Origin of the sequence: Phaeobacter gallaeciensis, assembly GCF_001678945.1 — a bacterium.
Lineage (GTDB): Bacteria > Pseudomonadota > Alphaproteobacteria > Rhodobacterales > Rhodobacteraceae > Phycobacter > Phycobacter gallaeciensis_A.
This window is the reverse complement of sequence record NZ_CP015124.1, coordinates 2,903,586-2,928,578: the sequence shown is the minus strand read 5'-3', so window position 1 is coordinate 2,928,578 and position 24,993 is coordinate 2,903,586. Positions and strand designations below refer to the sequence as shown.

Sequence of the window (24,993 nt, the reverse complement as noted above, 5' to 3'; positions counted from 1 at the left end):
CCGCCGCGCCGCAACCGCAGCGCGAAATGCAGGCGCGCCATTTCCACCGCTGCCGGGATGTGATCCCTGTTGCGGCGCAACGGATGCGCAGACAGAAAACGGAAAGACCCCATGTCCGCAAAGCCCCAAACCAAACACCTCCTGCAGCTGCGCCCGGCAAAAACCACCGATTGCGCCGCGCTGGCGGCGCTGTCGATCGAGGTCTGGACCGGCACCTACCTGCGCGAAGGCGTTAATGACACCTTTGCCACCTTTGTGCTGGAGACCTTTACCCCCGCCCATTTCGCCGCGCTGCTGCAGGACCCGGGTGAGACGCTGATCGTGTCGCAGAACCGGGTCGGGATCGATGGTTATATCCGGATCACCGAAGATCGCCCCTCACCAGTCGGCGGCGCGAAGACCGAGATCACAACCCTTTACGTGCAGCCGCGCCACCACGGGCGAGGCATCGGACAGGCGCTGTTGCGGGCCGGGCTGGACCATTGCCGCGCCAAGGGATTGGGCGCGCCGTGGCTCTCCACGAACTCCGAAAACACTCCCGCCATCGGGTTTTATCACCGTCAGGGATTTGCCTCGGTTGGCGAAACCGTCTTTGAGATCGACGGCACCGGCTATCCCAACACGGTGCTGCACTACACCGGCGACTGACCGCTCCAGCGCCTTGCCTCACCCTTCCAGCGCCGCCTGAAGCCGCTCATAGCCACGCAGGAAATCCTCCTTGAAGGCCTGCACCACCGCGCCTGCGGACATGGCCTGCGTCATCAGACCAACGCCCTGCCCGACCCAATAGGTGGCCAGCTCCTGCGCGCCTGCGTCGCCTGTCTGGCTCAGCTGGTCGATCCGCGCCAGCGCCGGTTCAGATACCAGCGTCTGCAAGGGCATCGGCAGCGGTTTGGGCGCGCCTTTCCCCTCCCAGGCCTCGGTCCAGCCGCTGACCAGCTGGCGCGAGGGCTTGCCGGTGCGCGACCGCGCCCGCACCGTATCGGCGCTGCTGGCCGCCAGCATCTTTTCCTTCACCACCGGGTTGGTCTCCGCCTCGGCGGTCGTCAGCCAGACCGAGCCGCACCAGGCCCCTGCCGCCCCCATCGCCATGGCGCCCGCCATCTGCGCACCGCTGGCGATGCCGCCCGCCGCCAGCACGGGCACATCAGCGCCCATATCGGCGATGGACTGAACCACCTCGGGCACCAGCACCATGGTGGAAATCTCACCCGTGTGCCCGCCGGCCTCTCCGCCTGCGGCGACGATGATATCCACCCCGGCAGCGACCTGCGCGCGGGCGTGCTGTGCGGTACCGACCAACGCAGCCACGGCAACCCCATGCGCCTTGCCCATCTCCAGCATATCGGCAGGCGGCACGCCCAGCGCATTGGCAATCAGCGCGATGGGGTGGCGAAAGGCGACCTCCAGACTGCGTCGTGCCCCGTCCGCACTGATATTGTCGCGAAAGACCAACAGCTCCTGCCGCCGCGCGTCCAGATCTCCGGGATCAAGGCCCTTGTCGCGCAGCACCGAGGCGGCGAATTCCTTATGCCCCTCGGGCACCATGGCAAGGATCTGTTCGTCAGGAATGTCCTGCCCCTTGGCCTCGAACTTATTGGGCACGATCAGATCGACGCCATAGGGTCGCCCGTCCACGTGATCGTCGATCCAGCTTAGTTCCTCTTCAAGCTGCTCGGGGCTCATCATCGCGGCGCCAAAGACGCCCATGCCGCCCGCATTGGTGACGGCGGCCACCACATCGCGGCAATGGGAAAAGGCAAAGAGCGGAAATTCAATGCCAAGCTGTTTGCACAGATCCGATTTCATGCCGCGCCGCCTTCCACGTCGATGGAAACCAACAGATCGCCTGCCTTGACCTGTGTGCCTGCAGCGACCGGAACCTCGGCCACCACGCCTGCAGCAGCGGCAAGGATTTCATGCTGCATCTTCATCGCCTCCAGCACCGCGAGGCGGCTGCCCGGCGTGACACTGTCGCCCGCCGCGACGCAGACCTCCAAGAGCGCGCCATGCATCGGCGCGGTGATCTGGCCATCAGCCTCTCCTGCTGCCGCGCTGGCCCCGGCGCGGATGCGCGTGACCTCGAAAATGCGCGCGCCCGTCGCCAGGAAAAGACGGTCGCCCTCCATATGAGTGTGCCGCAGATCCGCGCGGGTGCCATCCACGCGCAGCGCGCTGTCCAGCCCGGTCACCTGATGCGACCACTCCCCCCCTGCGACGGTCAAGACACCGCCCGTCTCGCTGAGCCGCAGATCATGGACCGCTTCACCGGCGGCGATCTTCATCCGCGATTGCAAAGCCCCTTGCGCGGACCAGCCAAGAAGCTCGGGCGCCACACCGCTGGCCCGCGCCGCCGCAGCCTGATCGGCGCGGTAGATCAGCGCCGCTGCCAGGGCGATCTCCGCCGATCCGAGCAGTGTGGTCAGATCCTCAGGCAGATGATCTGCAATAAAACCGGTCGTCGCTTTGCCTGCGGCGAATTCCGGATGGCTCAGCACCCTGAGCAGGAAGTCGCGGTTGCTGGCGGGGCCGAAGAGGGCGAGATCCTTCAGGGCGCCGATGAGCCGTTCCAGAGCCTCGGCCCGGGTCGCGCCATGGGCAATCACCTTGGCCAGCATCGGATCATAATAGGGAGAGACCTCCTGCCCGCTGACAATCCCTGCATCGATGCGGATGCCCACGCCCGTCGGCGCCTGCCAGAGGGCAATGCGCCCGGCCTGCGGCAGAAAATCCTGCGCGGGGTCTTCGGCGTAAAGGCGCACCTCGATGGCGTGGCCCGAGAGGGTTACATCCTCTTGCACGATCCCAAGGGGCTGCCCCCCCGCCACGCGGATCTGCAGCGCCACCAGATCCAGACCGGTGACCATTTCGGTGACCGGGTGCTCCACCTGCAGACGCGTGTTCATCTCAAGGAAGTAGAAGGCACCGCTGTCGTCCAGCAGGAACTCCACCGTGCCGGCGCCGACATAGCCAATGGCGCGGGCGGCCTCCACGGCGGCGGCGCCCATGCGGGCGCGCAGATCCGCATCCAGCGCCGGGCTTGGCGCTTCCTCCACCACCTTTTGATGGCGGCGCTGCACGGAACAATCGCGTTCGCCCAGATGGATCGTGTTGCCATCCCTGTCGGCAAAGACCTGTATTTCCACGTGGCGCGGGCGGATCACCGCCTTTTCCAGGATCACCTCGTCTGATCCAAAGGCGGACAAAGCCTCGCTTTGCGCCAGCCCCAATGCGCCTGCAAACTCCGCTGGTGCCTCCACCAGACGCATGCCTCGCCCGCCGCCACCTGCTGCCGCCTTGATCATCACCGGATAGCCGATGCGGTCTGCCTCTGCCGCCAAGACATCCGCCGACTGGTCTTCACCCTCGTATCCCGGCACACAAGGCACCCCCGCCGCGATCATGCGGCGCTTCGCGGCAGCCTTATTGCCCATCAGCGCAATCGCCTCTGCACCGGGGCCAATGAAGATGAGGCCCACCCCTGTGCAGGCGCTTGCGAATTCGGCGCTTTCCGACAGGAAGCCATAGCCCGGATGCACCGCATCCGCACCCGCCTCCCGCGCTGCCGCGATCAGTTTTTCCGCCGCAAGATAACTGTCGCCCACAGGCCCCGCTCCAATGCAGATGGCGCGGTCGGCAAAAGCCACATGCGGGCTGCCCGCGTCCGCCTCGGTGTGGACCGCGATGCAGGTGATGCCCATGGCGCGGGCGGTTTTCATGATGCGCAGAGCGATCTCGCCCCGGTTGGCCACAAGGAGTGATGTGATCTGTGTCATGTCCGTCTCCCCCGTCATGCCCGCGCCACGCCAAAGGCGTTGGGCCGCAGATCGCGGGCCCGCCCTTCGGCGCAGGTGGCAAGGCAAAAGCCGATCACCCGGCGTGTGTCGCGCGGATCGATCATCCCCATGTCGAGCATATGCCCCGAGGTGTAAAAGGCGTCCGATTGCCGGTCGAAATGCGCTGTGATCTTGGCCCGCTGGGCGGCAAGTCGTTCCTCATCCACCGGAATCCCTTTGCGTTCGGCGGTGCGGCGGGCGACCTGCTCCATGGTCAGCGCGGCTTGTTCCCCGCCCATCACGCCGGTCATCGCGTTGGGCCAGGTGAACAAGAAGTCGGCGCCAAAGGCATGGCCGCACATGCCATAATTCCCGGCCCCGAAACTGGCCCCTACATAGAGCGAGATCTTGGGCACCCGCAGATTGGTGACCGCCTGGATCATCTTGGAGCCATGCTTGATCATGCCGCCGCGCTCATACTCGGTGCCGACCATGTAGCCGGTGGTGTTGTTCAGAAAGACAACCGGCGTGCCCGCCTGATCCATCGCCTGCAGGAAATGCGTCGCCTTGGTGGCGCCGTCCGGGTCGATGGGTCCGTTGTTGGCGAGGATCCCAACGGGCTGCCCCATAATGCGCGCCTGCAGACACAGGGTTGCAGGCCCATAGCCCGGTTTGAAATCCAAAAGGCGCGAGCCATCCACGATCCGCGCCGCGACCTCGCGCATGTCGTAGGGTTTGCGGTAATCGACCGGCACAACGCCCGCCAGTTCATCGGGGTCGTATTGCGGCGCATCATAGTCTGGAACCTGCGCAGCCCCCGAAGGCCAGCCCAGCCCCGCCACCACATCGCGGGCGATCTCGATCCCGTGGGCGTCATCCTCGGCGAGGTACTCCACCAGTCCGGTCACCTCGGCGTGCATCTCGGCACCGCCAAGGTCGGCGTCCTTGGCGACCTCTCCGGTGGCGGCCTGCACCAGCGCGGCACCCGCCAGCATCGCCATGCCGTTGCCCTTGACCCCGATCACATAGTCCGACAGTCCCGGCTGATACGCGCCCCCGGCGGTCGATGCGCCATGCAGCACCGTGATCACCGGAATGCCCGCCGCCGAGAGCCTTGCAAGCCCCGCAAACATGCCGCCGCCATGGGCCCAGAGTTCCACCGTATAGCGCATCAGATCGGCGCCCGCGCTTTCGACCAAATGGATAAAGGGCAGCTTCTGCCGATGCGCGATCTCCAGCGCGCCCAGCGCCTTGTCCACCGATTTTCCAGTCATCGCCCCTGCATTGATCCCCGCATCATCGGCAAAGACCATGCAGCGCACACCCGAGACATAGCCGATCCCGGTGATGATCGAGGCACCGGGGATCGAGGTCTCCGGGTCCGGGTCATCCACGAGGTATGAGGCCATGTTGTAAAGCTCGACAAAGGGCATGCCGGGATCCAAGAGCGCCGAGATCCGTTCGCGCGGAGAAAGCTGGCCGCGTTTGTCAAAGACCGGGCGGCGCTCATCGGATTTCGCCGCCGCGCGGGCTTCCAATGTGCGCATCCGATCCACCAGCGCCAGCATCTCGGCGCGGTTCTGCTGAAAGGCATCGCTGGCCGGGCTGATCCGGCTTTGAAAGACTGTCATGTCACGGCTCCCTGTATCATCTTGCCTTGTCCCGCCCGGCCAACAGGCCGGGCAGCGCCCGTCCGCCCCCATGGGCGGGCGCTTCGCTTCCGCCCGCGGACGAGCTCTGCCCTTCTGGCTGACACCTCGTTATTCATCCCACCCCCCCAGCAGATCCGCATCCACCGGCACCGGGGCGGCCAGCAGCAGTTGCGCGTATCCCTTGGCCTGCGGGTCATTGCGCAGGGAGGAGGTGCCGCCCCCGCCCAGCGCGCCGTGCAGCAGGATGTTCATCGACTGGCTGCCCGGCAGGTAGAACCGCTCAATCCGGCCTTTGGTGAAATGGCCAAACACGCGCCGCAGATGGTCCTCATCCAGCGCGGACCAGATCCAGGGCATGAAGTCTGGGCGACGGGCGAGAATGCCAATATTGGCGATGTCACCCTTGTCACCGCTGCGCCCATAGGCCAGGCGCACGAGCGGCACCTCGACCACCCTATTCGCTGCCGAAGCTACCGGCAGCGCAGGGCGCTTGGGCGGATCGGCGGGCTGCGGCGCAGCCGCCGGGATCTCGACCTCTCCCGCCCCGTCGCGCAGCGTCACCGGCACCTGATCCTTTGGCGTGAGGTAAGAAAACAGCGCCAGCACCGGGCTGGGCCGGGGCCGTGTGCCCGCAAATCCTGAAAGGCCCGGCGGTGTGGCAAGACCCAGGCCGGTTGCCTCTTTCATGAAAAGGCCAATGGCGCGGGCATCGACGTGGCGCACCGCAATCTTGGCAGCGATCTCGCGCGCCGGGGCGCTTTGGCGCATCGCGCCGAACTGGCTTTCGGCGCCGATCAGCTCCACGCTGACATCGGTGAAATCGGGCGCGTTCATGCGGGTCAAAGCCGCCCGAGTTCGCGCTAGCGCCGCATCGGCAAAGGCCTGGGCCTTTTCCTCGGCCTCCAGCCCGTAGAAGGTGAAAATATGCCCGCCGCGATAGCCATCGGCATGGGTCAGGCAGGTCTTATAGGCCTCCGGCACGCCAAGGCCCTTGGCCCCGGCCACATGCACCCGGTCGGGACCAGTCTCTGTCAGTGTCACATTCGAGAAGTCACAGATCACATCCGGCAGCACGTAGGATTGCGGATCGCCGATCTCATAGAGCATCTGCTCGCCCACCGTGCCGCAAGAGACCAGCCCGCCGGTGCCTTCGGGCTTCACGACATCAAAGGAGCCATCGGGGCAGACTTCGGCGATGGGATAGCCAATGCGGTCCAGCCCCTGCACCACATCGCGCCAATCGGTGAAATTCCCACCCGTGGCCTGCGGTCCGCATTCCAGGATATGCCCTGCCAGTGACCCGCCTGCGAGCTGGTGCAGATCCTGCGGCGCCCAGCCGAAATGATGGATGCAGGCGCCAAGGGTGACGGCGCTGTCGACGCAACGACCTGTAATGACGATATCAGCGCCCCGGTCCAGCGCGGCGGCGATGGGAAAGGCGCCAAGATAAGCGTTGATGCTGGCGATCTTGTCCTTGGGCGGAAAAGGCGCGCCGGAAAACATCTCGATCGGGGCTGTTGCGGCGATCTCTTCAGCCTGCCCGGTCAGATCGTCGCCTTCGATGGTGGCCACTTTCAACGACAACCCCTGCCGGGCGATTTCCTCGCGCAGGGCTGCAGCACAGGCGCCGGGGTTCACCCCACCCGCGTTGGAGATGATCCGCACACCCTGCGCCGCGATCTGGGACAGGTTGGGCGCCATGGCGCCGCTGACGAAATCCGTGGCGTAGCCTGCGCCCGGATCCTTGGCGCGCGCGCGGGCCAGGATCGCCATGGTGATCTCGGCCAGGTAGTCATAGACGATGAAATCCAGCCCGCCCGCTGCCAGCACCTGCGGTGTGGCCAGCGCAGCATCCCCCCAGAAGCCGCTGGCGCCGCCGATGCGCAGAATATCCGCCATGTCCTCTCCCCCCGTGACGCAATGCGCCTGTTTCAGGCCTAGCAAAGCTGTCGCGATGTCCTCCACACCACAACAGACCGATCGTTCTGTTTCAGCCTGCCTGAAAGCGCAGGCAGGCCGCAACAGAAAATCCGCGCCGTTGGAAAAGGACGTTAAGTCATTCAGATTTCGAAAATGTGTTACAGATTTTCCAACCGCATACTTTTTACGTTACATTTTGCTTGCCGCGAATCGCTGCTTTAATGTACACCGACTACACGGTCGGCTAATTTTTGAGCCAAACAGGAGACGCGAACCCCATGGATGCATTCATCTGCGATGCCACCCGGACCCCCATTGGCCGCTACGGCGGCGCCCTCAGCCAGGTCCGCACCGATGATCTGGCCGCTGCCCCGATTGCCGCGCTGGTCGCGCGCAACCCGGACGTGGACTGGGCCAGCATTGACGATGTGATCTTTGGCGATGCCAACCAGGCCGGGGAAAGCAACCGCAACGTGGCCCGCATGGCGGCCCTGCTGGCAGGTCTGCCGGTGGATGTGCCCGGCACCACCATCAACCGCCTATGCGCATCCGGCATGGACGCGGTGGGCATGGCCAGCCGCGGCATCCGCGCCGGAGACTATGACATGGCCATCGCAGGCGGCGTCGAAAGCATGAGCCGCGCGCCTTTCGTGATGCCCAAGGCAACCAGCGCCTTCACCCGTGCCAACGCGGTGTACGACACCACCATCGGCTGGCGCTTCGTGAACAAGAAGATGCACGAGATGTATGGCACCGACTCGATGCCGCAGACCGCTGATAACGTTGCAGAAGATTATGATATCTCGCGCGAGGATCAGGACGCATTTGCCGCCCGCAGCCAGGCCCGCTGGGCCAGCGCACATGAGGCAGGCGTCTTTGCCGAAGAGATCACCCCGGTGACCATTCCGCAGCGCAAGGGCGATGCCCTGGTCGTGGACACCGACGAACACCCCCGCCCCGGCACCGGCGCCGACAAGCTGGCGAAGCTGAAGGGCGTCAACGGCCCGGACAAGAGCGTGACCGCAGGCAATGCCTCGGGCGTCAACGACGGCGCCGCTGCCATCCTGATGGCGAATGAGGCCGCCGCGGCCAAGAACGGCCTGAAACCGATGGCCCGCATCGTCGGCATGGCCGCCGCCGGGGTCGAACCCCGCGTGATGGGCATCGGCCCGGTCCCCGCGACGCAAAAGGTTCTGGCCCGCACCGGCCTCACCATCGACCAGATGGACGTGATCGAACTCAACGAGGCCTTCGCCTCGCAGGGGCTTGCGACCCTTCGCGCCCTTGGCGTGGCGGACGATGCGCCCCATGTTAATCCCAATGGCGGTGCTATCGCCATCGGCCATCCGCTTGGCATGTCCGGCGCCCGGCTGGTGCTGACCGCCGCCTATCAACTGCAACGTACTGGCGGGCGCTACGCGCTGTGCACCATGTGCGTTGGTGTCGGACAGGGCACCGCCCTGATCCTTGAACGTGTGTAATCAGTAAGGGAGGAAACGCGCTATGTATGCTCAGATGGTGAAATCCGAGGCCACGCAAGACGACCCCGAAAAACTCGCCGCCTTTCAGGCGCGGATCGACCGGGGCGAAAAGATCGAGCCCAAGGACTGGATGCCCGAGGGTTATCGCAAGACGCTGATCCGCCAGATCGGCCAGCACGCCCACTCGGAAATCGTCGGCCAGCTGCCCGAAGGCAACTGGATCACCCGTGCCCCGACGCTGGAGCGCAAGGCGATCCTGCTGGCCAAGGTGCAGGACGAGGCGGGCCATGGTCTGTATCTCTACTGCGCGGCAGAAACGCTGGGCGTCTCCCGTGACGAGCTGACGGAAATGCTGCTGGATGGCCGCATGAAGTATTCCTCGATCTTCAACTACCCGACGCTGAACTGGGCCGATATCGGCGCAGTGGGCTGGCTGGTGGATGGCGCCGCGATCATGAACCAGGTGCCGCTGCAACGGACCTCGTTCGGCCCTTACAGCCGCGCCATGATCCGGGTCTGCAAGGAAGAAAGCTTTCACCAGCGCCAGGGCTATGACGCCATCCGCAAGATGGCCGAAGGTACGCCTGAGCAGAAGAAGATGGCGCAGGACGCGCTGAACCGACTGTGGTTCCCGTCGCTGATGATGTTCGGTCCCTCGGACAAGGATTCGGTGCACTCGGCGCAATCGATGGCCTGGAAGATCAAGATGAACACCAATGACGAACTGCGTCAGAAGTTCGTCGACCAGACCGTGCCGCAGATCGAATTCCTGGGTCTTGAGCTGCCCGATCCCGGCATCAAGTGGAACGAGGAACGCGGTCACTATGATTACACCGATCCCGACTGGTCGGAGTTCTTCGACGTGATCCAGGGCAACGGCCCCTGCAATACCGACCGTCTGGCCGCGCGCAATGACGCCTGGAAAGACGGCGAATGGGTCCGTGACGGCCTGCTGGCCCACGCCCAGAAAAAGGCCGCGCGCAAACACGCCGCCGAATAACCGACCCAAGCCTTATCTGCCCCCTGCCCGGTCCATGATCGACCTGCGCCAGGGTGGCCCCTCAGCCAGGAGGAACACCCCATGAAACATGAATGGCCCCTTTGGGAAGTCTTTATCCGCGGTCAGCATGGCATGAGCCACCGCCACGTCGGATCGCTGCACGCGCCGGACGCCGAAATGGCGATCAAGAACGCCCGCGACGTCTACACCCGCCGCAACGAAGGCGTGTCGATCTGGGTGGTCGAGGCGAACAATATCGCCGCTTCCTCGCCCGGTGACAAAGGCCCGCTGTACGAGCCGTCGGAATCCAAGGTCTACCGTCACCCGACCTTCTTTGACATCCCCGAAGAAGTGGGAGCGATGTGATGACCCGCGAGGAAGCCTTTACTCAGTTCCTTTTGCGGATGGGTGACAACACCCTGATCCTGGGCCATCGCGTCAGCGAATGGTGCGGCCACGCGCCGGTTCTGGAAGAGGATATCGCGCTGGCCAATACCGCGCTCGACCTCATCGGCCAGACCCAGATGTGGCTTGGCCTTGCGGGCGAAGTGCAGGGTGAAGGCAAGAGCGCCGATGACCTCGCCTTCCTGCGCGACGTCTGGGATTTCCGCAATGTGCTGCTGGTCGAGGTGCCGAACGGCGACTTTGGCCGCACCCTGATGCGCCAGTGCCTGTTCGATGCCTGGCACTCGATCCAGCTGGGTCACCTGATGAAATCCAGTGACGAACGGGTCGCCGCGATTGCCGCCAAGGCCAGCAAAGAAGTCGCCTATCATCTGGAACGCTCGGCCGATACGGTCGTAGGTCTGGGCGATGGCACCGAGGAAAGCCACCGCCGCATGCAAGAGGCGCTGGACTACCTCTGGCCCTATGTGGGCGAGATGTTCCAGTCCGACGATGTGGACGCGGAGATGGTCAAGGCGGGTATTGCGCCCGATCCGGCCAGCCTGCGGGATGATTTTGATGCGCTGATCGGCCGGATCATGGGCGAGGCAACGCTGACCATCCCGGACAGTTCCTTTGGTCACAAGGGCGGGCGCACCGGCAAGATGCACACCGAGCACCTGGGCCACCTGCTGACCCATATGCAGTGGCTGCAGCGCGCCTATCCCGGCGCCAAGTGGTAAGGCTGCGCGCAGAGTAACAAGGGCAGAGCCCGTCCGCGGGCGGAATCGAAGCGCCCGCCCCGTTTTGCCGGAGGCAAACCTGCGGTTTGACGGGGCGGACGGGCGCTGCCCGGCCTATCGGCCGGGCGGTACAGCCGATGAGGACATCCACATGAGCCAAACAGTAGACAAGCCAAGCGTGGAGCAGATCTGGGAATGGCTGGACGCCGTGCCCGATCCGGAAATCCCGGTGATCTCTCTGGTCGATCTCGGCATCATCCGCGGTGTCGCCTGGGACGGCGATACGCTGGAGGTGGCCGTCACCCCGACCTATTCGGGCTGCCCTGCGACGGCGGTGATCAACATGGATATCGAAACCGCCCTGCGCGATCACGGGGTCGAGGACATCCGCCTCAAAACCCAGATCGCCCCGCCCTGGACCACCGACTGGCTGTCGGAAAAAGGCCGCGCCAAGCTGGAGGAATACGGCATCGCCCCGCCCCAGGCCGCAGGCGGCCCGGAAAAATGCCCCCATTGCGGCAGCAAGAACGTCACCCGTGTGAGCCAGTTCGGCTCCACCCCGTGCAAGGCACACTGGCGCTGTCAGGACTGCCTCGAACCCTTTGATTATTTCAAGTGCATCTGAGGAGACCTCCATGGCGCGCTTTCACGATCTAGAAGTCACCGATGTCCGCAAGACGATCCGCGATGCGGTTGTTGTCTCCCTGAAGCCCGCCAATGGCGCGGCGGCGGAGTTCGATTTCACCCAAGGCCAGTACCTGACCTTCCGCCGCGATTTCGACGGCGAGGAGCTGCGCCGCAGCTACTCGATCTGCGCAGGCAAGGAGGATGGCATCCTGCAGGTCGGCATCAAGCGCGTCGATGGCGGCGCCTTTTCGACCTGGGCCAATACCGACCTGAAACCCGGTGACACCCTGCAGGCGATGGCGCCGATGGGCACCTTCTTCACGCCGCTCGATGCTGGCGCCGAAAAATCCTACCTCGGCTTTGCCGGCGGATCCGGCATCACCCCGGTGCTGTCGATCCTGAAGACCACCCTGGCGGCCGAGCCAAATTCGACCTTCACGCTGGTTTACGCCAACAAGGGCGTCAACACGATCATGTTCCGCGAGGAGCTGGAAGACCTGAAGAACCTCTACATGGGGCGCTTCAACGTCATCCACATTCTGGAAAGCGATGCGCAGGAGATCGACCTCTTCACCGGGCTGGTGACCGAGGAGAAATGCGCCCAGCTGTTCGAGCACTGGATTGATATCGACAACGTCGACACCGCCTTTATCTGCGGGCCGGAGCCGATGATGCTGGGCATCGCCGCAGCGCTGCGCACGGCAGGCCTGAAGGACGATCAGATCAAGTTCGAGCTCTTCGCCAGCGCCCAGCCCGGCCGGGCCAAGCGCAAGGCGAGCGCCGCCGATGCGGCCAGCAACGCCAACCAGACCTCTGCCGCGATCACCCTTGATGGCGCCACCCAGACCATCGAGATGGGCAAGGACACCACCATCCTGGATGCGGCGCTCGAGAACGCAATGGACGCACCCTACGCCTGCAAGGCCGGGGTCTGCTCCACCTGCCGCTGCAAGGTGCTGGAAGGCGAGGTGGAAATGGTCACCAACCACGCGCTCGAAGATTACGAGGTCGAAAAGGGCTACGTCTTGTCCTGCCAGGCCTATCCTGTCACCGATAGGGTGGTCGTGGATTACGATCAGTAATGCATTTCATGGCGCGCCCTTCCGGGCGCGTCTGTGTTTAAGGGCCCGTTTCACAGGGCCGAATTCAGGGAGGATCAGATATGGCCGAGGACATGAGCCTCAGCAGCTATCTTGCGCAGGGCGGCAAGCTCACCAATCCATCCAACGTGCCGCCGCGCTATCGTGCGGAACTCTTGAAACTGATCGCGACCTTTGTCGACAGCGAGCTCGCCGGGGCCGCGGGCTTTGCCGATATCATCAACGAAGGTCCCGGCATCAAGGCCCGCATCGCCGCCGCCAAGATCGTGCTGGAGAAATCCGACAATGCCGACAAGGTGTTGCGGATCATGGGGGAATTCGGCGCCGATACCGAGGCCTACGCCGATCACCACCCCTGGACCGCGCGGCTGACCCGCGATGCCGACATCGGCCAGAGCCGCAGCAAGCACGACATGCGCCTTGCGGTGTTCAACTACCCGCTGGAAGGCTGGCTTGACGCCGTGGTGATGAACCTTCTGATGGGCCGCGCTGTCACGGTGCAGCTTGGGGAGTTGTCGCAGGTGTCCTACCAGCCTCTGGCAGAGGCCTTCCGCAGCATCGCCCCGATCGAGCAGCGCCATGCGGAGCTGGCCGAAGAGGGGCTGACCCAGCTGGTAGAGAACGGCGAGACAGCGCAGGCGCAGGAAGCGGTGGACTACTGGTGGCCCCGCGTTGCCGCCTCTTTCGGCTCGCAAACCTCGGAGAAATTCGACGGGCTGCGCGCGATGGGCCTGCGCCATGGCACCAATGCCGAGCTGCACGACCGCTGGGCCGCAGACGCGGGTGCGATCCTTGGGAAGCTGGGCCTGACATCGGGCAACTGAGCCGCTCCGGTCCCCCAATCCGGCACAGGTCCCGACACAGGGTCCTGCGCGGTCTCCCAGAAAAGCGCCCATATAGTCAGGCGGGCAGGCAGGCGGGGCACTCCCGCCCGGACACTGCGCATCACGGATGCGCCTTGTCCCCTTGGGCCGGGCGCGCGCCGGGCGGCGCGCGCAAAGCGCCCGATCCTCGGTGTTTTCCCATTTGTTTCGCGTGCGAAACAGCTTGCCAGCTCCTTGTCCCGGCGCGCAGTGGCAACGCAACACCTCCACAGCCCCCACCCACCCATGTGCAAAGAAGCGCCGACCGGGCACTGGACCTTGCCGGAAGAGCCTCCTAGTGTCCCGGGGACGCAAGACATTTTGAAAGGCCCCGATCATGGCAGCTGGCAGCACCATCCACACCTACTTCAACGGTCAGTGGCACGACGGGGACGTGCCAATCATGTCCGCCGCCGACCACGCGGCCTGGCTTGGCTCTTCGATCTTTGACGGGGCGCGGCTGTTTGACGGGGTGACGCCGGATCTGGATCTACACTGCGCCCGCGCCAATGCCTCGGCCTCGGCGCTGATGATGAAACCTACCGTCTCGGTCGAGGATATGGTGGAGATCACCCGCGAGGGACTGAAACGCTTTGCCCCCGGCGCTGCGGTCTATATCCGCCCGATGTACTGGGCCACCGATGGCGATGCGACGATGATTGCGCCCGAGCCGGAGACCACCAAGTTCGCGCTCTGCCTGGAAGAGATCCCGATGGCCCCGGCGGATGCCAGCGCCACGCTGACCCGCACCCAGTACCGCCGTCCGGTGCTGGAAAACGCCGTAGTCAACGCCAAGGCCGGCTGCCTTTACCCCAACAACGCCCGCATGCTGCGCGAGGCCCGGGCCAAGGGCTTTGCCAACGCGCTGGTGCAGGATGCCATGGGCAACGTGGCCGAAACCGCCACCGCCAATATCTTTATGGTGCGGGATGGCGAGGTCTTTACCCCCATCGCCAACGGCACCTTCCTGGCCGGCATCACCCGCGCCCGTCACATCAAGAACCTGAAGGCCGACGGCGTCACCGTGCATGAGACCGTGCTGAGCTTTAAGGACTTTGAGGAGGCCGACGAAGTCTTCATGTCCGGCAACATGAGCAAGGTCACCCCGGTCACCGCTTTCGACGACCGTCAGTATCAGATCGGCCCCATGGCCCGCCGCGTGCGCGAGATGTATTGGGACTGGGCTGCCACGCATGGGTGAGTGGCGGCAAAGCTTTCTGACCATCGCCGTCGGCGGGGTCGGAGCTTTGATCGCCTCCCTGATCCATATGCCGATGGCCCTGCTGGCCGGGCCTGCCATCGCCGTCAGCCTTGCCGGGCTCTGGGGCGCACCGATGGATATCGCGCCCCGGCTGCGGGATGCGGCGTTTCTGGTGATGGGGCTCAGCATCGGTTCGATGGTCAGCCCCGAAAGTTTTGCCGCCATGATGCGCTGGCCAGTGGCCTTTGGACTGCTGGCGGCCCTGACCATTGTCACGCCCTTCGCCGGGCGTAGCCTGGTGCCCCGCATCCTGCCGTTTGAACGACACGAATCCTTTCTCGCCGCCGCGCCCGGACATCTGGGGCTGGTGATCGCGCTGGCGGACAGCCTGTCTCTGTCCCTGACGCGGCCGATGGTGCTGGCCTCAATCCGGCTGATGTCGCTGACCCTGCTGGTGCCGCTGGGGGCCACCCTTGCGGGGATGGAGATCGGCTTTGGCCTGCCGGGCAGCGCTGCGGTGACACCACTGGGCTGGATCGCGATCCAGATCGCCATCGCCCTTGCCATCGCGCCGCTGCTGCGCCGGATCAAACTGCCCGCCCCGACGCTGATCGCCGGGATAACCGTCGCTGCGACGACCCATCTTGGCGGCTGGACTGCGGGCGGGTTGCCCGGCTGGGGGGCGCAGGGCGCGCTGATCCTGATGGGCAGCCTTATCGGGGGACGCTTTACCGGCATGAGCTGGCGCGAATTGCAGGGCAGCCTGCTGGCGGGCGGCGTGATCGTCCTTCTGACCTGCGGCCTGGCAGCGATAGCGGCCCTGCCAGCGGCCTATCTGTCGGGGCTGCCGCTGTTGGATGTGCTCTTGGGATTTTCCCCCGGCGGGCTGGAAACCATGATCATCCTCGGCGCCGCGCTTGGCGCCGATCCCACCTTTGTCGCGGCAGCGCATCTGTTTCGCCTGATGGTGCTGGCGGTGGTTCTGATGCTCTACGCAACCCGGGTGGCAAACAGCGCCGCACTGAAAAGCAATGGACAGGACGCGGCCCCTCGGGCAGATTGATCAGGATTGTGGAGGCTACAGATGCGCAAATTTCTGGTTGTGCTGGATGACAGCCGTGAATGCCTGAACGCCATGCGGTTCGCCGCGATGCGGGCGGCCCGCACCGGTGGCGGGGTGGCGATCCTGTCAGTGATCCCGCCCGATGAATTCAACCACTGGATCGGCGTGGGCGAAGTCATGCGCGAAGAGGCCCGCGAACGCATCCATGCCCATTTCGAGGTTTTCGCCAAATGGATGCGTGACCGTCAGGGGGTGGATCCGGAGCTGATCATCCGCGAAGGCGAGGCCGTGCCCGAGATCCTGGCCCAGATCGAAGCCGATCCCGACATCGGCGTTCTGGTGCTGGGCGCGGGCACCGACCGCAAGGGGCCGGGACCGCTGGTGAACCAACTGAGCAAGACCTCGGGCAGCCTGCCGGTACCGATCACCATCGTGCCGGGCGATCTGTCCAAAGACCGGCTGGAAGCGATTACCTGAGCCCTCAATTGCTGCCGCTGTTCCCTGATGCACAGGTGGATTTGGCAATTTAGAACCGTTCCAAACCTTGACTTGTGCGACTACGGCGCGCATATCTCCTGCAGACCAACGGAGACCCGAAATGTTCATTCAGACCGAATCCACGCCCAACCCGGCGACGCTGAAATTCCTTCCGGGACAGACCGTTCTGGAGGCAGGCACCGCCGATTTCGCCAGCCCCGAAGCGGCAGAGAGCTCTCCTCTGGCCAGCCGCATCTTCGCCGTCAGCGGCGTCACCGGCGTGTTCTTCGGCAATGATTTCGTCACCGTCACCAAGGCCGACGACGTCGAATGGGATCACATCAAACCTGCCATCCTTGGCGCGGTGATGGAGCATTACCAATCCGGTCAGCCGGTGATCAGCGCAGGTGGTGAGCAGGCCTCGGGCCATGCCGAACACAGCGGCGAAGACGGCGAAGTCGTGAACCAGATCAAAGACCTCCTGGACAGCCGCGTGCGCCCGGCCGTGGCCCAGGATGGCGGTGATATTACTTTCCACGGCTTTGAACGCGGCGTCGTCTACCTGCACATGCAGGGCGCCTGCGCGGGCTGCCCTTCCTCGACGCTGACCTTGAAAATGGGCATCGAGAACCTGCTGCGCCACTACATCCCCGAAGTCACCGAGGTCCGCCCGGTCGCCGTCTGAGCGGCAGGACAGACCCGTCGCCATGCTGGCGACCTGAAAGGACAGAGGATGACAACCGAACCACTGGTTCTGGGCTTTGACACATCGGCCGCGCATTGCGCGGCCGCTTTGCTGCGCGGTGACACCCTTGTTGCCGAGGCGCTGGAGCCGATGACACGCGGGCAGGCCGAACGGTTGATGCCGCTGCTGGAAGAGGTGCTGGCGACAGGCGGCGCCACGTGGGCGGATCTGGATGCCATCGGTGTTGGCGTCGGCCCCGGCAATTTCACCGGTATCCGCATCGCCGTTTCCGCCGCCCGAGGTCTGGCGCTGGGTCTTGGCGTTCCGGCCGTGGGCATCGACGGTTTTGACGCCCGCGCCGCCACAGGAACCCTGCCCGGCATTCCCGCCCCGCGTGATCAGGTCTATGCCGCCCTGCCGGATCAGGCACCGCGTCTGATGCCCCGCGAGGAAGCCGAAGAAGCCGCGCGCGGTGCCGGGCTGACCTTTGCGCCCGAGGCCTCTCCCGCAGGGCTGGCCGAGGCGATCGCGCGTCTGGCAGCCGCCCGGATGGATCAGGACACCGCCGCCCCCGCGCCCCTCTATCTGCGCGCTGCCGATGCCGCGCCCGCGCGCGATACTCCGCCTGCGCTGATCGATGGCTGACGCCGTGGCCTCTGCCCCAGCCACAGACGACATGGCTAGGACACACGCGGCGGCCTTTACCCAGTCGCGCCCATGGAGCGCTGCGGAATTCGCCGACCTCCTGGACAGCCCCCTGACCTTTGCAATCGGTGATGCCCGCTGTTTCGCCCTTGTCCGCGTCATCGCGGATGAAGCCGAGTTGCTGACCATCGCCACCCACCCCGCGCACCAGCGCCAGGGTCTGGCCCGGCAGGTGATGCAGGACTGGCAGGATCTCGCCCGCACACGCAGCGCCACCGAAGCCTTTCTGGAGGTGGCCGCCGACAATACCGCGGCGCAGGCGCTCTACCAGGCATGCGGATTCGCCACTTGCGGCACCCGGCCCGGTTATTATGCCCGCAAAGGCGCCGCCCCTGTGGACGCGGTGCTTATGCGGTGCAGCTTACGTTAGGCCACCCGTATGGAATTCCACCGTTTGGTCAAAAAGCGGTTGACCCTGCCGCGATGCTGCGGGCTAAATTGCCGCACCTCTATTCGTCCCGGTCACATAACGCACCGGGCAGCCCAACGGCGGCTGTGACAATCATAAAACACAACTGGGAGTATTCTAATGAGCCTGATGAAAACCCTGATGGGCGGCTCGGCCGCACTGGCCGTCACTGCGGGCGCGGCCCTGGCGGATCCGGCGCTGATCTTTGACCTTGGCGGCAAATTCGACAAATCCTTCAACGAAGCGGCGTTCATGGGCGCAAAACGCTGGGCAGACGAGACCGGCGGCAGCTTCCGCGAGATCGAACTGCAATCCGAGGCCCAGCGCGAGCAGGCCCTGCGCCGCTTTGCCGAAGCGGGCTCCAACCCGATCGTGATGGCAGGCTTTGCCTTTGCTGACGCTCTGGGCCAGGTGGCTGCCGACTACCCGGACACCAAATTCACCATCATCGACATGGTCGTGGACGCGCCCAACGTGCGCTCGGTTGTCTTCAACGAGCACGAGGGCTCCTACCTCGTCGGCATGATGGCAGCTGAGGCCTCCAAATCCGGCACCGTCGGCTTCATCGGTGGCATGGACATCCCGCTGATCCGCAAATTCGCCTGTGGCTATGCCCAGGGCGTGATGGCCGCCAACCCCGACGCCAAGGTGATCGCCAACATGACCGGCACCACCCCGGCGGCCTGGAACGACCCGGTAAAAGGCTCCGAGCTTACCAAGGCGCAGATCAGCCAGGGCGCTGACGTGGTCTATGCTGCGGCAGGCGGCACCGGCGTGGGCGTTCTGCAGACCGCTGCGGATGAGGACATCCTGTCCATCGGCGTGGACAGCAACCAGAACCACCTGCACCCGGGTAAGGTACTGACCTCGATGATGAAACGCGTGGACAACGCGGTTTACGAGGCCTTCAGCGATGGCGCTGACATGGAAACCGGTTTCTCGGTCATGGGGCTGGCCAATGGCGGCGTCGGCTACGCGCTGGACGACAACAACGCACCGCTGGTTTCGGACGAGATGAAAGCCATGGTGGACGCTGCAGCAGCCAAGATCGCCTCGGGCGAGCTGAAGGTGCATGACTACATGTCTGACGACAGCTGCCCGGCGCTGTCGTTCTGATCGGCAACCGCTCTGGCCCGCCCTGCAGAAGGTACGGCCAGAGTCCACTTTACCCGGAGGCTGCCGCAACGCCGCCTCCGGGTTTGGTTTTTCCATCCCATTCGAGGGACGCACCGCCGCACCGGTATCCGCCCCCTGCGCATCACACCGGCATCCCCCCGGTCCGCGCCCCCGCATGTTGAGGAGCCAGAATGACGGCACCAGCGATTGAACTGAAAGGCATCTCCAAGGCCTTTGGCCCCGTCCAGGCCAACAAGGACATCTCCATCAGCGTCGCCCCCGGCACGATCCACGGGATCATCGGCGAAAACGGCGCCGGAAAATCCACCCTGATGAGCATCCTTTACGGCTTTTACAAGGCCGACAGCGGCGAGGTCTGGATCAACGGCAAGAAGACCGAGATCCCAGACAGCCAGGCCGCCATTTCCGCCGGGATCGGCATGGTGTTCCAGCATTTCAAGCTGGTCGAGAATTTCACGGTGCTGGAAAACATCGTTCTGGGCGCCGAGGACAGCGGGCTGTTGATGCCCTCGTTGACCCGCGCCCGCAAGGAACTGAAGGCGCTGGAAGAGGAATACGAGCTTTTCGTGGACCCGGACAAGCGCATCGACGAGATCGGCGTCGGCATGCAGCAGCGTGTGGAGATCCTGAAGGCCCTGTACCGCAAGGCCGAGATCCTGATCCTGGACGAACCCACCGGCGTTCTGACCCCGGCAGAGGCCGACCAGCTGTTCCGCATCCTCGACCGCCTGCGGGCCGAGGGCAAGACGATCATCCTGATTACCCACAAGCTGCGCGAGATCATGGAGGCGACCGACACGGTCAGCGTCATGCGCCGCGGCGAAATGACCGCAACGGTAAAAACCGCCGAGACCAGCCCCGAACATCTGGCCGAGCTGATGGTGGGCCGCAAGGTGCTGCTGCGCGTGGACAAGGTCCCCGCGAAGCCCGGCAAGCCGATCCTGGAAGTCGAGAACCTGCGCGTCGTGGACGAGGCGGGCGTCGAGCGCGTCAAGGGCATCGACCTCAATGTGCGCGCCGGAGAGATCCTCGGCATCGCCGGTGTGGCGGGCAATGGCCAGTCGGAGCTGCTGGAGGTGCTGGGCGGCATGCGCCCCGGCACCGGTACGATCCGCCTCAATGGCACGCCGCTGCCGCTGTCTGGCGCCGGATCGGACGGGCGGGCACGCCGCGCCGCCCATGTGGCCCACGTCCCCGAAGACCGACAGCGCGAAGGGCTGATCATGGATTTCCACGCCTGGGAAAACGTCGCCTTTGGCTATCACCACGCGCCGGAATACCAGCGGGGCCTTCTGATGGACAACGCAGCTCTGCGCGCCGACACCGCTGCGAAGATGGAGAAATTCGACGTGCGCCCGCCGGATCCCTGGCTGGCCGCCAAGAGTTTTTCCGGCGGCAACCAGCAGAAGATCGTCGTCGCCCGTGAAATCGAGCGCAATCCCGACCTCTTGCTGATCGGCCAGCCCACCCGCGGCGTCGACATCGGCGCCATCGAATTCATTCACAAGCAGATCGTCGCCCTGCGCGATGAGGGCAAGGCGATCCTTCTGGTCTCGGTCGAGTTGGAAGAGATCCTGTCCCTGTCTGATAGGGTGGCGGTGATGTTTGACGGTATGATCATGGGCGAACGCGCCGCCGATCAGACCGATGAAAAGGAACTGGGCCTTCTGATGGCCGGTGTCGCGGGGGAGGCCGCGTAAATGGAAAAAATGCCGAAATGGGCCGATGTGGTCCTGATCCCGCTGATCAGCCTGATACTGGCGGCCCTCCTCTCTGCCCTCGTGATCCTGGCCATCGGCGAGGATCCGATTGCTGCGGTCAAGATGATGGTAACCGGCGCGCTCGGCTCCACCTATGGCTGGGGCTACACGCTTTATTATGCGACCAATTTCCTGTTTACCGGCCTTGCCGTCGCCGTCGCCTTCCACGCCCGCATGTTCAACATCGGCGGCGAAGGTCAGGCGATGCTGGGGGGGCTTGGCGTTGCGCTTGTCTGCCTTTACATCCCCTGGCCGCACTGGTCGCTGGCGCTGATCTTTGCCGCCCTCGGGGCCGCCCTCTTTGGGGCCGCCTGGGCCGCCATCCCGGCCTACCTTCAGGCCAAGCGCGGCAGCCATATCGTGATCACCACCATCATGTTCAACTTCATCGCCGCGGCGGTATTGAACTACATGCTGGTCAACGTGCTGAAGCCCGCAGGGGCCATGGACCCGGCCACCGCGCGCTTTGCCGAAGCCGTGCACCTGCCAAGCCTGCACGAGTTGCTGGTGCCCTTTGGGATCAATTTCTCGAAATCCGCCCCGGCAAACGTCAGCCTGCTGGTGGCCGTCGCCGCCTGTTTTGCCGTCTGGCTGTTGATCTGGCGTACGCGGCTGGGGTACGAGATTCGCGCCTATGGCCATTCCGAACCCGGCGCTCTTTATGCCGGGATCTCCCCGGTAAAGATCACCATGATCGCCATGCTGATCTCGGGCGGGCTTGCCGGCATGATGGCGATCAACAACGTCATGGGCGAGGCCGAGCGTCTGGTTTTGAACTCTACCGAGGGCGCTGGTTTCATCGGCATCGCCGTGGCGCTGATGGGGCGCAACCATCCCTTTGGCGTTTTTCTGGCCGCGATCCTCTTTGGCTTCCTCTATCAGGGCGGCGCGGAACTGGCGCTCTGGACCTCAATCCCGCGCGAATTGATCGTCGTCATTCAGGCGCTGGTCATCCTCTTTACCGGCGCGCTGGACAATATGGTGCGGATACCGCTTGAAAAGATCTTCCTTGCATTGCGGAAGGAGAAAGCCTGATGGAATTCCTGACCATCATTCAGGTGCTGGACAGCACCGTCCGTCTGGCGACGCCGCTGCTTCTGGCCTGCCTGGCCGGCCTGTTCTCAGAGCGCGCGGGCATCTTTGACATCGGCCTTGAAGGCAAGATGCTGATGGCCGCCTTTCTGTCCGCTGCAGTGGCCGCAGTCACCGGCAATGTCTGGCTGGGACTGCTCGCGGGCATCGCCTCCTCGCTGGTGCTGGCTGGGCTGCACGGGGTCGCTTCGATCACCTTCCGGGGCAACCAGTTGATTTCCGGCGTCGCCATCAACTTTCTGGCCGCAGGCATGACCGTGCTGATCGCCCAGGATTGGTTCCAGCAAGGCGGGCGCACCCCTTCCCTGCTGCGCGAGGGACGCTTTGGCGGTCTTGAACTGCCCTTTGCCATCGGCCCCAGCGACGCCGAGGCAGCGGGCCGCCCCCTGTCCGAACTGATCGCCGAAGCGGGCATGTTCCAGCAGGTCTATTCCGAGCTGCTGTCGGGGCATTCCATCCTCGTCTATGCCGCCTTCCTCGCGGTACCGCTGACCTGGTGGGTGCTGTTCCGCACCCGTTTCGGCCTACGTCTGCGCGCGGTCGGGGAAAACCCGGCAGCGGTGGACACGGCCGGTGTTTCGGTGGTGGGCCTGCGGTTCGCCGCCGTTGCGATCTGCGGCCTTCTGTGTGGCATCGCGGGCGCCTATCTGGCGACGGCCCTGCAGGCCGGTTTCGTGAAAGACATGACCGCCGGTCGTGGCTTCATCGCGCTGGCGGCGCTGATCTTTGCCAAATGGCGGCCTTGGCACGCGATGGGCGCCTGCCTGCTGTTCGGCCTGTTGCAAGCGGTCGCGCTACGGTTTCAGAATATCGAACTGGGCAGCGTCACCATCCCGGTGCAGGTGATGGATGCCCTGCCCTATATCCTGACCGTGGTGATCCTGGCCGGTTTCGTCGGCAAGGCCATTCCGCCCCGCGCCGGCGGCGAGCCTTACGTGAAGGAGCGCTAAGAGCGCACCGGTCACATAGCTGCATGACCCAGTCAAACCGCCCGGCCCCCCGCCGGGCGGTTTTGTGTTTTGCACGCGCTCTTTCCCCTCATACGGGGTGATAAGTCCAGATTGATCCCGATTATCGGTCCTGAATGCTGCGGGGCGGCATCGCCAGTTGATTTTGCACCGGCAAAGGGGTCTAAATTGAGTATGCAGATCTACCTTCCCATCGCCGAGGTTTCGGTCAATGCCTTCCTTCTTCTGGGGCTGGGTGGGCTGGTGGGTATCCTTTCGGGGATGTTCGGCGTCGGCGGGGGTTTTCTGATGACACCGCTGCTGTTCTTCATCGGCATTCCGCCTGCTGTGGCGGTCGCGACCGAGGCCAACCAGATCGTCGCCTCCTCCTTTTCCGGCGTCCTTGCCCATTTCCGAAGGCGCACCGTTGATATCAAGATGGGGCTTGTGCTGCAGGCCGGTGGTCTGCTTGGCGCCGCGCTCGGCGTGGTGGTCTTCAACCATCTGAAACAGATGGGTCAGGTCGATCTGCTGGTGAAACTCTGCTACGTCGTCTTCCTTGGCGTCGTTGGTGGGCTGATGTTCATCGAAAGCCTCAGCGCCCTGCGCAAATCCCGTAAATCGGGCGGCGCGCCAGCAGCGCGGCGGCAGCGCAGCTGGGTGCATGCCCTGCCCTTCAAGACGCGGTTCCGCACCTCCGGTCTTTATATCTCGGTGATCCCGCCGGTTCTGGTCGGCGTAGCTGTCGGCATTCTGGCCGCGATCATGGGCGTGGGCGGCGGTTTTATCATGGTGCCCGCGATGATCTATATCCTCGGCATGCCGACCAAGGTGGTGGTCGGAACCTCGCTGTTCCAGATCATCCTCGTCACCGCCTTTACCACCATGCTGCACGCCACGACCAACTTTACCGTGGACATCGTGCTGGCCGTGCTCCTATTGGTTGGCGGCGTCGTCGGGGCGCAGATCGGCACCCGCATCGGCACCTATCTCAAGGCCGAACAGCTGCGGATCCTGCTGGCACTGATGGTGCTGCTGGTCTGCGGTAAACTGGGGCTTGAGCTTCTTATTCAGCCGGACGAGCTGTTCTCGCTCGGCGTGGCAGGAGGTCACTGATGACGCCGCTCTTCCGCCTGTTGCTAATTGCCCTGCTCAGCCTTCCTGCGGTTCTCGCTTCCCCAGGTCGCGCCAACGAGCGCGAAGCGGTTGTGCTTGGCCTCAGCCAGAACCGCGTCGCCATCACCGCCGATTTTGACGGCTCCGAAATCCTGGTCTTCGGCGCGGTGAAACGCGACACTCCGATCCCGGCGGATGCGCCGCCGCTCGAAGTGATCGTCACCGTGTCCGGCCCCTCCGCCCCGGTCACCGTGCGTCGCAAGGAAAAGAAGCTTGGCATCTGGGTCAATGTCGACAGCGTGCTGGTCGACTCCGCGCCTAGCTTTTACGCCGTAGCCACCAGCGCCCCCTTCGGCGCGGTGCTGACGGATATCGAGGACCTGCGCCACAAGGTATCGGTCGAACGCGCCATCCGCTCGGTCGGGGCCGCGATGAACATCCGCGGCGCCCAGGATTTTGCCGAGGCCGTGGTGCGCATCCGCCGCGAGGAAGGGCTTTACTCCCTGCGGCCCAGCACCGTCACCGTGGACCAGCAAACCCTGTTCCGCACCGCGATCGACATGCCCGCGAACCTGACCGAGGGCGCCTATACCACCCGCGTCCTGCTGACCCGCGGCGGCGAGGTGGTCTCCAGCTATGAAACCGCAATCGACGTGCGCAAGGTCGGGCTGGAGCGGTTCCTCTACGCCCTCTCGCGCGAACGGCCCTTCATTTACGGGATCATGTCACTGGTCATTGCCGTCCTTGCTGGCTGGGGCGCCTCGGCAGCCTTCCAGCTGCTGCGCGACCGGTAGGAGCGTCAATTCATGCCGTTTCGCAGTCTAAACAGCCAGTCGGATTGCCACCTTGGCAATC

24 protein-coding genes are annotated in these 24,993 nt (G+C 64.4%); 20 read left to right on the top strand and 4 right to left on the bottom strand.

From position 1 onward, the window contains the following. Positions 1-111: 111 nt before the first annotated feature. A complete protein-coding gene (locus tag JL2886_RS13925) occupies positions 112-648 on the top strand; it encodes a GNAT family N-acetyltransferase (RefSeq protein ID WP_065272559.1) in 537 nt (178 codons plus the stop codon). 18 nt (positions 649-666) lie between these two features. Here JL2886_RS13925 and JL2886_RS13920 read toward each other — a convergent pair whose 3' ends face one another. The 4 genes from JL2886_RS13920 to JL2886_RS13905 form a co-directional block, all read right to left on the bottom strand. Then, positions 667-1,809 carry a nitronate monooxygenase gene (locus tag JL2886_RS13920; RefSeq protein WP_065272558.1) on the bottom strand — a complete coding sequence of 381 codons (1,143 nt, stop codon included), beginning with the start codon at positions 1,807-1,809 and terminating at the stop codon, positions 667-669. After that, positions 1,806-3,776 (bottom strand): acetyl/propionyl/methylcrotonyl-CoA carboxylase subunit alpha, encoded by a 1,971-nt coding sequence (locus tag JL2886_RS13915; protein ID WP_065273709.1) that lies wholly within the window; start codon positions 3,774-3,776, stop codon positions 1,806-1,808. The genes JL2886_RS13920 and JL2886_RS13915 overlap by 4 nt, the downstream gene beginning before the upstream one ends. A 14-nt stretch (positions 3,777-3,790) precedes the next feature. Next, the gene (locus JL2886_RS13910) at positions 3,791-5,407 is read right to left on the bottom strand and encodes an acyl-CoA carboxylase subunit beta (RefSeq protein ID WP_065272557.1); all 1,617 of its coding nucleotides are present in this window, start codon (positions 5,405-5,407) and stop codon (positions 3,791-3,793) included. A gap of 129 nt (positions 5,408-5,536) precedes the next feature. Further along, complete coding sequence (locus JL2886_RS13905) at positions 5,537-7,327, bottom strand: acyclic terpene utilization AtuA family protein (protein ID WP_065272556.1); 1,791 nt, start codon at positions 7,325-7,327, stop codon at positions 5,537-5,539. A gap of 299 nt (positions 7,328-7,626) precedes the next feature. Between JL2886_RS13905 and pcaF the strand changes: the two genes are divergently transcribed. From pcaF to JL2886_RS13810, 19 genes are all read left to right on the top strand, one after another. Next, a complete protein-coding gene (pcaF, locus tag JL2886_RS13900; RefSeq protein ID WP_065272555.1) occupies positions 7,627-8,829 on the top strand; it encodes a 3-oxoadipyl-CoA thiolase in 1,203 nt (400 codons plus the stop codon). Between the two features lie 22 nt (positions 8,830-8,851). After that, positions 8,852-9,829 (top strand): 1,2-phenylacetyl-CoA epoxidase subunit PaaA, encoded by a 978-nt coding sequence (paaA, locus tag JL2886_RS13895; RefSeq protein ID WP_065272554.1) that lies wholly within the window; start codon positions 8,852-8,854, stop codon positions 9,827-9,829. Positions 9,830-9,910: 81 nt separating this feature from the next. Then, the gene (paaB, locus tag JL2886_RS13890) at positions 9,911-10,195 is read left to right on the top strand and encodes a 1,2-phenylacetyl-CoA epoxidase subunit PaaB (RefSeq protein WP_065272553.1); all 285 of its coding nucleotides are present in this window, start codon (positions 9,911-9,913) and stop codon (positions 10,193-10,195) included. Beyond that, positions 10,195-10,956, top strand: a complete 762-nt coding sequence (gene paaC, locus JL2886_RS13885) for a 1,2-phenylacetyl-CoA epoxidase subunit PaaC (RefSeq protein ID WP_065272552.1) — start codon at positions 10,195-10,197, stop codon at positions 10,954-10,956. The genes paaB and paaC overlap by 1 nt, the downstream gene beginning before the upstream one ends. A gap of 151 nt (positions 10,957-11,107) precedes the next feature. After that, positions 11,108-11,581 (top strand): 1,2-phenylacetyl-CoA epoxidase subunit PaaD, encoded by a 474-nt coding sequence (gene paaD, locus JL2886_RS13880; protein WP_065273708.1) that lies wholly within the window; start codon positions 11,108-11,110, stop codon positions 11,579-11,581. Positions 11,582-11,591: 10 nt separating this feature from the next. Continuing rightward, on the top strand, positions 11,592-12,665 hold the full coding sequence (gene paaE / locus JL2886_RS13875; RefSeq protein ID WP_065272551.1) for a 1,2-phenylacetyl-CoA epoxidase subunit PaaE: 1,074 nt from the start codon (positions 11,592-11,594) through the stop codon (positions 12,663-12,665). An 80-nt stretch (positions 12,666-12,745) separates the two neighbouring features. After that, positions 12,746-13,507, top strand: a complete 762-nt coding sequence (locus JL2886_RS13870) for a Phenylacetic acid catabolic protein (protein WP_065272550.1) — start codon at positions 12,746-12,748, stop codon at positions 13,505-13,507. A 376-nt stretch (positions 13,508-13,883) separates the two neighbouring features. Beyond that, entirely contained in the window at positions 13,884-14,747 is an 864-nt protein-coding gene (locus tag JL2886_RS13865; protein WP_065272549.1) for a branched-chain amino acid aminotransferase, read from the top strand. After that, the gene (locus JL2886_RS13860; RefSeq protein ID WP_065272548.1) at positions 14,740-15,810 is read left to right on the top strand and encodes an AbrB family transcriptional regulator; all 1,071 of its coding nucleotides are present in this window, start codon (positions 14,740-14,742) and stop codon (positions 15,808-15,810) included. Before JL2886_RS13865 ends, JL2886_RS13860 begins: the two co-directional genes overlap by 8 nt. 21 nt (positions 15,811-15,831) lie before the next feature. Then, positions 15,832-16,287, top strand: coding sequence for a universal stress protein (locus JL2886_RS13855; protein WP_065272547.1), 456 nt, complete (start codon positions 15,832-15,834; stop codon positions 16,285-16,287). A gap of 121 nt (positions 16,288-16,408) precedes the next feature. Beyond that, positions 16,409-16,972 (top strand): NifU family protein, encoded by a 564-nt coding sequence (locus JL2886_RS13850; protein ID WP_065272546.1) that lies wholly within the window; start codon positions 16,409-16,411, stop codon positions 16,970-16,972. A 48-nt stretch (positions 16,973-17,020) separates the two neighbouring features. Next, entirely contained in the window at positions 17,021-17,617 is a 597-nt protein-coding gene (gene tsaB / locus JL2886_RS13845) for a tRNA (adenosine(37)-N6)-threonylcarbamoyltransferase complex dimerization subunit type 1 TsaB (RefSeq protein ID WP_065272545.1), read from the top strand. A gap of 31 nt (positions 17,618-17,648) precedes the next feature. Beyond that, positions 17,649-18,047: a GNAT family N-acetyltransferase gene (locus JL2886_RS13840; protein WP_082996167.1), complete on the top strand. Its 399-nt coding sequence runs from the start codon at positions 17,649-17,651 to the stop codon at positions 18,045-18,047. A gap of 159 nt (positions 18,048-18,206) precedes the next feature. Next, positions 18,207-19,202 carry a BMP family lipoprotein gene (locus tag JL2886_RS13835; protein WP_065272543.1) on the top strand — a complete coding sequence of 332 codons (996 nt, stop codon included), beginning with the start codon at positions 18,207-18,209 and terminating at the stop codon, positions 19,200-19,202. 191 nt (positions 19,203-19,393) lie between these two features. Next, entirely contained in the window at positions 19,394-20,923 is a 1,530-nt protein-coding gene (locus tag JL2886_RS13830; RefSeq protein ID WP_065272542.1) for an ABC transporter ATP-binding protein, read from the top strand. Next, a complete protein-coding gene (locus JL2886_RS13825) occupies positions 20,924-22,018 on the top strand; it encodes an ABC transporter permease (RefSeq protein WP_065272541.1) in 1,095 nt (364 codons plus the stop codon). Beyond that, complete coding sequence (locus JL2886_RS13820) at positions 22,018-23,025, top strand: ABC transporter permease (protein ID WP_065272540.1); 1,008 nt, start codon at positions 22,018-22,020, stop codon at positions 23,023-23,025. Before JL2886_RS13825 ends, JL2886_RS13820 begins: the two co-directional genes overlap by 1 nt. A gap of 192 nt (positions 23,026-23,217) precedes the next feature. Beyond that, entirely contained in the window at positions 23,218-24,138 is a 921-nt protein-coding gene (locus JL2886_RS13815) for a sulfite exporter TauE/SafE family protein (RefSeq protein ID WP_065272539.1), read from the top strand. Then, on the top strand, positions 24,138-24,932 hold the full coding sequence (locus JL2886_RS13810; RefSeq protein ID WP_065272538.1) for a TIGR02186 family protein: 795 nt from the start codon (positions 24,138-24,140) through the stop codon (positions 24,930-24,932). Before JL2886_RS13815 ends, JL2886_RS13810 begins: the two co-directional genes overlap by 1 nt. Positions 24,933-24,993: the final 61 nt, after the last annotated feature.